Genomic DNA, 254 nt, shown 5'->3' on the forward strand with positions numbered 1-254 from the left:
CACCAAGGAGAAGCCGCCCGCCTCGGTTACCGCCCTGGCGTCGCGCCTGATCCGCTCTGCATCGGCTCCCCGGCCCTGCACACGATAGCCTCCGAACGTGTTTACCGCCTGCGGCGTCAGCCCCACAACCGATGCTAGTTTTGGGGCAATGGCGCGTTGGGCTGGGGAGAGCCGCACGTTACGCGACGATAGCGCAAGACCATCGGCTTCGCGGACTGTCGGACAGGGCACAATAGTGATCGGAATGTCGAGGT

Annotated in this window: 1 protein-coding gene; it reads right to left on the reverse strand. The window is 64.6% G+C overall.

Translation table 11 applies throughout. The features are described 5' to 3' along the window. A partial coding sequence (locus EOA79_RS32530) for a pantoate--beta-alanine ligase (RefSeq protein WP_164894097.1) occupies nt 1-254 on the reverse strand: 254 nt, incomplete at both ends.

Source organism: Mesorhizobium sp. M1A.F.Ca.IN.020.03.2.1 (assembly GCF_004023205.1).
Classification (GTDB): domain Bacteria; phylum Pseudomonadota; class Alphaproteobacteria; order Rhizobiales; family Rhizobiaceae; genus Mesorhizobium.